This is a genomic window from Tumebacillus flagellatus, assembly GCF_000714935.1.
GTDB lineage: Bacteria > Bacillota > Bacilli > Tumebacillales > Tumebacillaceae > Tumebacillus > Tumebacillus flagellatus.
Genome location: NZ_JMIR01000060.1, coordinates 1 through 6,005 on the forward strand (window position 1 = coordinate 1; position 6,005 = coordinate 6,005).

At 48.0% G+C, this 6,005-nt stretch carries 5 protein-coding genes and 2 CRISPR repeat arrays; of the genes, 3 read left to right on the forward strand and 2 right to left on the reverse strand.

Features of this window, described 5'->3' with window-relative positions; all coding sequences use genetic code 11:
- Positions 1-531: 531 nt before the first annotated feature.
- Positions 532-1,044 (reverse strand): Wadjet anti-phage system protein JetD domain-containing protein, encoded by a 513-nt coding sequence (locus EL26_RS22580; protein WP_081857429.1) that lies wholly within the window; start codon positions 1,042-1,044, stop codon positions 532-534.
- A 7-nt stretch (positions 1,045-1,051) separates the two neighbouring features.
- A complete protein-coding gene (locus tag EL26_RS25155; protein ID WP_152559375.1) occupies positions 1,052-1,465 on the reverse strand; it encodes a Wadjet anti-phage system protein JetA family protein in 414 nt (137 codons plus the stop codon).
- A 23-nt stretch (positions 1,466-1,488) separates the two neighbouring features.
- Positions 1,489-2,772: direct repeats of the CRISPR family, unit length 37 nt; unit sequence CTTTCAGTCCCCTGTAATTCGGGTCTTAGGTTGAGAC.
- 466 nt (positions 2,773-3,238) lie between these two features.
- Between EL26_RS25155 and EL26_RS22590 the strand changes: the two genes are divergently transcribed.
- The 3 genes from EL26_RS22590 (at position 3,239) to EL26_RS26560 (ending at position 4,431) form a co-directional block, all read left to right on the forward strand.
- Entirely contained in the window at positions 3,239-3,565 is a 327-nt protein-coding gene (locus tag EL26_RS22590) for a helix-turn-helix domain-containing protein (RefSeq protein WP_038094633.1), read from the forward strand.
- Between the two features lie 70 nt (positions 3,566-3,635).
- The gene (locus EL26_RS22595; RefSeq protein WP_038094635.1) at positions 3,636-4,166 is read left to right on the forward strand and encodes a hypothetical protein; all 531 of its coding nucleotides are present in this window, start codon (positions 3,636-3,638) and stop codon (positions 4,164-4,166) included.
- A gap of 139 nt (positions 4,167-4,305) precedes the next feature.
- The gene (locus tag EL26_RS26560; protein ID WP_274518920.1) at positions 4,306-4,431 is read left to right on the forward strand and encodes a hypothetical protein; all 126 of its coding nucleotides are present in this window, start codon (positions 4,306-4,308) and stop codon (positions 4,429-4,431) included.
- A gap of 181 nt (positions 4,432-4,612) precedes the next feature.
- A CRISPR array of direct repeats spans positions 4,613-5,978; the repeat unit is 37 nt; unit sequence CTTTCAGTCCCCTGTTACTCGGGTCTAGGATTGATAC.
- The last annotated feature ends 27 nt before the right edge of the window (positions 5,979-6,005 follow it).

Here is a 6,005-nt window from a genome sequence, read left to right on the forward strand (position 1 = left end):
TTGAGCCAGCCACTGTTAACTACACTGCTTTCAGTCCCCTGTTACTCGGGTCTAGGATTGATACGAACGGCAGTCCCGTGAAGATACCAGCGTATCATACCTCTTTCAGTCCCCTGTTACTCGGGTCTAGGATTGATACGGCGAAGATACCGTTGTTCGCTCACGTCCACAACTTTCCTTTCAGTCCCCTGTTACTCGGGTCTAGGATTGATACCGACCGCGAAGCCCAGAATCAAACCCACTCATACTGCGGGTTCCCGCGATCTCTGTCGGGGCGTGGGTTGTGGTTTTTTTCGAGGATCACCTTTCTGCTCCAAAACCCGCCCGATCCTCGAAACTCCTCGAAACTCCTCGAAACTCCTCGAATTCCATACTTAGTATCCCCCTACTAGTATATCTCATCCCTTTCATGGAGAGAATAACTACTTCCCACAAAAGGAAACGCATCTTTCCTAGTGACGAATCACCGCTCAAGATGCTTGACTAGTCCAGCATGAATGTCGGTCGAGCCTGCGACCGAACCGAACTCCACTACCGCAACAAACTCTCCTGCTCCACTCGATACCCCTCGCGCAGAATCGCCTCCACCAATGGATGCCACTCAGCAAAAGACCCATCCTCCAGCAACGAACTCAATTTACGTTCATACAATTTCCCGAATGAAATTCCCTGCACCCTGAATTCCTCATAGGTCGCCACATCCATCAGATAAGGACGCAGTTGTAGAACTAACTTCCTTCGGATAAACTCAAATATCCGAATCCCTCCGTAATCAAGATCACCCCAATGCTGGATACAGATCGTTTGCTCCCGCGGCTCCTCCAAAAATGTCGAGAGCTTTTGGAGCAGTTTTTGCAAATGACGGTGCGGAAAGCCGCCGGCGAAGATCACAACCGTCCCCTCTTGACTCTCTTGCACGACGTGATGGTAACAGGTCAGATTCTCCACCAACAGAATTCGTGAACTTCGAATCTCGCGGATCTCCAACGCCTCGATCGTCTCCCCTGTCAATCCTACCCCACCCGGAAGCAGGCCAACGTTCACCGACTTGCTATGAGCGGTTGAAGTGGTAGTCGAGGACTTCCTCGATGGTCGACATGGAGGTCAGTTGCTCCATGTGTTTCTTCATGTTGTTGACCAAAATTTGCAGTTCTTCGAGGAACGATCTGGTCATCTTCTCTGCTTCTTGGACAGCAAAGCAGGGATTCTGCTTGGCTTCCTCCCCCGTGAGCAATTGATAGGTGGAGAATGCGTAACGCTGATACTCGATTGAGCGTCCCTCGCACAACTCTTGGAGAACCGATAAGATGCGGCTGGAGTAGTGAGGCAAGACGACAAATTGGCGATATTGGTCACGGTCCTCGATGTCGATCCATTTGCTCTCTTTCAGTCGGCGCAGCAAGGCATTGGCTTTGGCTCGATACAGATCGTCATCCGTTGCATCAAGGGAATCCTTTTCGAACATGTCATCTCGCTCGTTGTCGATGTCTTTCAGTCCCCTGTAATTCGGGTCTTAGGTTGAGACCGGAAGCTGTTCGTTTAATGTTTCAGTGGTATTGTGATCTTTCAGTCCCCTGTAATTCGGGTCTTAGGTTGAGACATCTCCCTCTCCTGCTCAACGACGGATTTCTCAAACTTTCAGTCCCCTGTAATTCGGGTCTTAGGTTGAGACACACGCCGATCCGCGAGCTGACGACGGAGGAAGTCTCTTTCAGTCCCCTGTAATTCGGGTCTTAGGTTGAGACTACCCAGAATCAAGCGAATAGCTCTCTTCATCGGCACTTTCAGTCCCCTGTAATTCGGGTCTTAGGTTGAGACCTGATCCAGCTTGATCGGCCCAGAGCTCTAGAAGCACTTTCAGTCCCCTGTAATTCGGGTCTTAGGTTGAGACACCGTCAGAAATCGCGCGATACAAAGAGTACACTTTCTTTCAGTCCCCTGTAATTCGGGTCTTAGGTTGAGACTTCGTGTCCTTGGTCATGGCGCTCATCCTTTCTTCTTCTTTCAGTCCCCTGTAATTCGGGTCTTAGGTTGAGACGCCAACGAACCACGCAAAAAAAGCCCCTCAAGTCAGACTTTCAGTCCCCTGTAATTCGGGTCTTAGGTTGAGACATCGGGCATCACTCTGGCGGCGTGGTTCGGTTACACCTTTCAGTCCCCTGTAATTCGGGTCTTAGGTTGAGACGAAGTATAAAAAACAATATGAAGTCGTTCAGACTATCTTTCAGTCCCCTGTAATTCGGGTCTTAGGTTGAGACGACAAACTGTAATGCGATTGCTTTCGTATTACCAAAACTTTCAGTCCCCTGTAATTCGGGTCTTAGGTTGAGACAAGCTCGGCGCTGTCCGGGCCGTGCTCCCAACCCACACTTTCAGTCCCCTGTAATTCGGGTCTTAGGTTGAGACTACATCGGTAACGGCCTAATCGTCGACGTTGACGTTCTTTCAGTCCCCTGTAATTCGGGTCTTAGGTTGAGACTGACCGCCCTTTTTTGCGAAACAAAAAGCATAAAAAGCTTTCAGTCCCCTGTAATTCGGGTCTTAGGTTGAGACCTTCGCGTACTGGCTGACGGCTCAAGTCGGTGATCACTTTCAGTCCCCTGTAATTCGGGTCTTAGGTTGAGACGCTGACTATCACAACGTGACCGTCGATTATATCTTCTTTCAGTCCCCTGTAATTCGGGTCTTAGGTTGAGACAAGCCTACATGATCTACATCGAAACCGGCAACTGGCCCTTTCAGTCCCCTGTAATTCGGGTCTTAGGTTGAGACCGACCGCGAAGCACATAACAAAATCCACTCCTGCTACGGGTTCCCGCGATCTCTGTCGGGGCGTGAGTTGCGGTTTTTTTCGAGGATCACCTTTTTGCTCCAAAACCCGCCCGATCCTCGAAACTCTCCTTTTCCCACATTTAGTATCTCCTCCCCAGTATATCTCATCCCGTTCATGGGGAGAATATCTCTTTTTCACAAAAAACCGTCTCTTTATGTTAGGAGAGAACAGAAAACCATACCTCGCAGGTTCCCTACCTTGCCAGCCCACTGACTGCTTGAGCTATTGCATGGGCAATCAAGAGGTTGTAAACAAGGACGAACGGAAGTAAAGAATTATTGCGGATTTTCACTAAAAGTTATGTACAAAAATCGGAACATCTTTTATAATATTCTACTATGGAAGAATGACTATCCTCTTAACATTGAACATAAACTAGTGGTTTCAGAGGTGACGTAGCTGAGTTTGGAAGCACCAATCTACACGTTAGTTGATAATATTCCGTTAGGTCAAAGAATCGAGGAATTGAAGAAGGAAAAGGGGGGCTGGTATTCCACGACAGCTATGGCCGGTCGTCTTGGGGTGTCTCCTGAGACGTTACGTTCGATGCTTAAAGGCAAACGTGAAATCTACATGTACGAACTTGAAAAGATCGCAGGTGACTTGAAAATGCCCGTCAAGAGGATTCTTCTGGAAGACGTATACAAACAACGCAAAACTCTTGACAGTCTTTTAACTCCAAAGGAGATTTCGAAGGACAATCTGCAACAGGCTTACGTCAATCGCAAGTGAGCTGGTTGAAACGGCGATCGGAGCGTCAGAACGGGGTTTCGCGCTGTACCATCTGGGGAAAGTCCAATATTTGCAAAAGCAGTTCGATGATGCACATCATACTTGGTTGCGTTCGATGGAGTTCGCCAAGAGTTTACATGAGAGTTTTGAGGACAAGCGTTTGCTCCATCGCGTAACTGCAAACTTGATGTTGACCTACTCAATTCGAAAAGAGTATAGCAACATCGAAGAAATGCTGTTGTTGGTGGAGGAAACATTCCCCGATAATCATCTTGCTTTAGGGCTGGCATCATTCACAAGGATGCAAATTCAGAAGGATCGCGGTGACTATGAATCTGCAAAGCAACATGCGTATAGATCACTGGAACACTTCGAACGAACAGAGGACAACATGCAAATTGGTCATGCCCTGATCAACGTGGCACATTTTGAGTACCTCTTGGGGAACTACCGTGCATCTACGAGATCGTTGTTGTCTGCAATCAAAAAAGTTGTATTGCATGAAGATATTCTGGTAATAGCCGTCAAGGATTACGTAAAGTCACTTGTTAAAGTGCAAGAGAACGATACTGCGTTGAGGGTCATTGAACAATATGTTTAAATGTGCGCTATCTCGCTTGTAAGTGCTTATTCGAATTTTACTCAGATCGGGATGACGGTGAAGCAGCCTTGAAGTATTATAAGAAGGGAAGGGCATATGCTTCTTCCGTAGTGGAGTTCTACGAAAAGGAGGAATACTGATGAAATTAAAATTTCTGGTGGGGCTTCTCGTTGCTGTTGCTTGTATCGCAATCGGAAGTTCTAGCATCCAGCAGACTGCTGAAATATCTCCACCTGGACCATTTGTCATTGTCAACTATAAGTAATACCTGTACTCCTCGATCTGCATAAAACAGGGCAACCGTATAGGAGACGGATTGCCCTGTTTTTGGTGCGGAAATTTGTCCCGTAGCTATTTCCCGAAGATTTCGACGAGAATCTCTGATCCTTTTTGACATCCTCCATGTCTAGTTTGGACAGAAGCACCTGTTACTCAGGTCTACAATACTTTCAGTCCCCTGTTACTCGGGTCTAGGATTGATACGTTGAACAGTGGATTCAGGAACTCCCCGACCACCTAGACTTTCAGTCCCCTGTTACTCGGGTCTAGGATTGATACTTGATACGCGGCCGCACGTAGCAGAGGCTCCGCCCTGACTTTCAGTCCCCTGTTACTCGGGTCTAGGATTGATACTGGCGCCCTCATATTCGACTGTTTCGAATTCTTTCTCCTTTCAGTCCCCTGTTACTCGGGTCTAGGATTGATACCACAGTTTTTGGCCAATTTGCGGTAACATCTTGCCACTTTCAGTCCCCTGTTACTCGGGTCTAGGATTGATACATCGGGTTGTATTCTTCGCCTTCTTCAAGTTGCGCCGCTTTCAGTCCCCTGTTACTCGGGTCTAGGATTGAAACGACGCTTGCTTCGCCAACTCCCGATGTGCTCAACGCCTTTCAGTCCCCTGTTACTCGGGTCTAGGATTGATACCACTCAAGTACGGAGCGGCGGACATGAACCTCATGTCCTTTCAGTCCCCTGTTACTCGGGTCTAGGATTGATACCTCGGAAGTCTGATCCGGAAGTATCGTAAACAAAAACTTTCAGTCCCCTGTTACTCGGGTCTAGGATTGATACGATGCACCCTCTTTAACGAAAACGCGGGTCAAAATTTCTTTCAGTCCCCTGTTACTCGGGTCTAGGATTGATACCGACGCCTTCGCTTCCTCGATCGCGGTCTGTGCGTCCCTTTCAGTCCCCTGTTACTCGGGTCTAGGATTGATACCGGCATTTTTTATGCCAAAAACGCCCCGAATCCATGCTTTCAGTCCCCTGTTACTCGGGTCTAGGATTGATACTTAAGGCAGAGAAAGCAGGGTCAATTTTTGCTACAATCTTTCAGTCCCCTGTTACTCGGGTCTAGGATTGATACGAGGATCGACGTTACTTGGTTGGTGAGGCATTAAAAGCTTTCAGTCCCCTGTTACTCGGGTCTAGGATTGATACTCGACCATTCCGCGCGGTTGCTCGGAATGGTCTCCGTCTTTCAGTCCCCTGTTACTCGGGTCTAGGATTGATACCAGCTATGCGCTCTATGCTCTCCTATCTCGTAAAGAACTTTCAGTCCCCCTGTTACTCGGGTCTAGGATTGATACAATGGGCAGCCCTGATGAACAAGATTTTTGGCGAACACTTTCAGTCCCCTGTTACTCGGGTCTAGGATTGATACCGGGTCATCGCTGCCTGTTCGAATCTTACGATCAGACTTTCAGTCCCCTGTTACTCGGGTCTAGGATTGATACTTGTGCAACTGAATGATCCGTCGGAGTTCCATGTGTCTTTCAGTCCCCTGTTACTCGGGTCTAGGATTGATACATGCCTGTTATCTTTGTAAGCTCTGGA